Source organism: Mesorhizobium sp. WSM4849, from assembly GCF_055811385.1.
The window spans coordinates 1-2,450 of the sequence record NZ_JBVVPW010000087.1 but is presented as its reverse complement, the minus strand read 5'-3'; the positions used below and the strand labels follow the sequence as shown (position 1 = coordinate 2,450).

At 59.4% G+C, this 2,450-nt stretch carries 2 protein-coding genes; both read left to right on the top strand.

Going from position 1 to position 2,450, the window contains the following annotated elements; genetic code table 11:
- Positions 1-46 precede the first annotated feature (46 nt).
- Entirely contained in the window at positions 47-1,507 is a 1,461-nt protein-coding gene (locus tag AC0L3L_RS36295) for a phospholipase D-like domain-containing protein (protein ID WP_473527952.1), read from the top strand.
- A gap of 154 nt (positions 1,508-1,661) precedes the next feature.
- The coding region (locus tag AC0L3L_RS36290; RefSeq protein WP_473642169.1) for an endonuclease/exonuclease/phosphatase family protein at positions 1,662-2,450 on the top strand (789 nt) is incomplete at its 3' end.

The window sequence follows — 2,450 nt, the reverse complement described above, 5'->3', positions numbered from 1 at the left end:
ATGAGCTGCATTGCGTTCTGCAACCGCTCGCTGGATAGTCCTGGCGATGTTGCAGACCTTAATGACTCATTGGCCCCAGATCCTCGCGATCATTCCGCTGGTGATGGCGGCCATCGGCATTGTCCACGCCATAATGACGAAGGAAGACGTCCGCGCCGCCACAGGTTGGGTTGGCGTGATGTTCCTGTCGCCATTCCTTGGCGCGATCATCTACGCCGTTGCCGGCATAAACCGCATCCGTCGTGCAACGATCAGCGCCATGCGGCCCCTTTCCAGCGAGGCGGCTTCCGCAAAACATGAGCGCAACATTGCCGCCGAGGAATTGATTGCCGAGCGGTACGGCCAACGCTTCACCGGCCTGAAGACATTGGGCGACAGGGTGGCCCGGCGTGCCCTGACTTCGGCAAACGCGATTGCGATATTGGAGACAGGTGACGAGGCCTATGCCGCAATGTGCCGAGCGATTGATGGCGCTCAACGCGCTATCCTTCTCGAGACCTACATCTTCGACAATGACGATGTCGGGCGGCTTTTCGTGGAATCTCTCGCCGGAGCCGTCCAGCGGGGTGTCAGCGTTCGCGTGCTGATCGATGCCGTCGGGGCGCGTTACTCCGTCCCCAGCATTCTTGGGCGTCTGCGAGAGGCAGGAATCACAGCAGACCTCTTCAACGGCAACATTGTCATGGGCCTGCGTCTTCCCTACGCCAACCTCAGAACGCACCGGAAGATCCTGGTCGTCGATGGCACGATTGCGTTCACCGGAGGGATGAACATCCGAAAGGGATTCTCAGCCGAGTTCGCCGGCTCCTCCAGCGCGAGGGACACGCATTTTCAGGTCACCGGGCCGGTCGTAGCCGACCTTTTTTCGGTTGCCGCCGAAGATTGGCGCTTCGTGAGCGGCGAGCTCCTGAAAGGCGACACCTGGCAAGTGGCCACGCTTCCCGCGGCTCCCGGTCAACCGATGCTGGCGCGGGCGGTTGCATCCGGGCCGGATGCCAGCATCGAAACGAACCACAACTTGCTGATCGGGGCATTTTCCGTCGCCCGCAAATCGATCCGCATCATGTCGCCCTATTTCCTGCCGGATCGGGAACTGATCAGCGCGCTGACGACCGCGGCCAGGCGAGGCGTCGAGATCGACATCGTGGTACCGGCGGTGAACAATCTCTTCCTCGTCGACCGGGCGATGACGGCGCAATTCGATCAGGTCCTGAAGCACTATTGCCGCGTATGGCGCACGGAGGGCTCGTTCGATCATTCGAAGCTGCTGTCGGTCGATGGAGTTTGGGCTTATATAGGATCCTCCAATCTTGATGCCCGGTCTCTGCGGCTGAATTTTGAGATTGATATAGAGGTTCTTGATGCAGGCTTTGCCGCGGAGATTGAAGCGCGGATCGGATCGGCAATCGCCTCCGCCGCGTCTGTAACGATCGAAACCTTGAGAGCCCGGCCATTTATCGTCCGCCTGTTCGACCGAGTGTTGTGGCTGGGATCGCCCTACCTTTAGAGGCTTTCTCGTTCTGCCGGGGGGAATTCGGGTGACGCAGCCATCGCTCCTTTTAAGCGCCGCATCTCGTCAGGGCAGGGAAGCAGCGATTGCAGATCCCATTTGAGTGAGACAAAGCTAAGTCTTGAAGGTAGTGAGGACGAGCAGCAGACTCATGCAAAGAACTGGACATAGCTTTCCTGCAAGTGTGCTCAAATCCATTCGCGACAGAAAAAAGCAGAAGGCGAAGGCTGCGCCGTCCGAAGGGACACGCCCCGCGGGGACTCTGGTCGCATCTTACAACGTTCACAAATGCGTGGGCGTCGACAGAAAGTTCGATCCCGAACGAATCGGTCGCGTCATCCGGGAAATCGCCCCGGATGTCATTGCGTTGCAGGAAGCGGACAATCGCTTTGGAGATCGTGCCGGCCTTCTGGATCTGCTGCGTCTCGAATTGGAAACAGGCCTGGTGCCGGTGCCGGTGTCCGGAAACGGCAAAGGGCACGGCTGGCACGGCAACGTTCTGCTTTTCAAACGGGGCATCGTTCGCAATGTCCATCAGATAACGCTCCCGGGGCTGGAGCCGCGCGGAGCCCTGGTTGCCGAAATCGATCTGGACGAGAAACGAACTCTGCGCATTATCGCAGCCCATCTCGGCTTGCTGCGCCGATCGCGCTCCGAACAGGCCCGTGTCGTGCTCGAAATCATGAACAGACCGGACGAAAAACCAACACTGCTGCTCGGCGATTTGAACGAATGGCGACTCGGAAACCGTTCCGCGCTGAACACGCTGCACACGACTTTCGGTCCCGCGCCGCCGGCGGTCCCCACCTTTCCATCGAGTCTGCCGCTGCTGTCGCTCGACCGGATCATGGCAAATCGACACGGAATGATCTCAACCGTCGAAGCCCATGACACGCCGCTTTCGCGGGTCGCCTCCGATCATCTACCGCTTATAGGATTC

Coding starts and splice junctions, on each gene's coding strand:
- AC0L3L_RS36295 (WP_473527952.1), top strand. CDS start 47: ATGTTGCAGACCTTAATGACTCATTGGCCCCAGATCCTCGCGATCATT.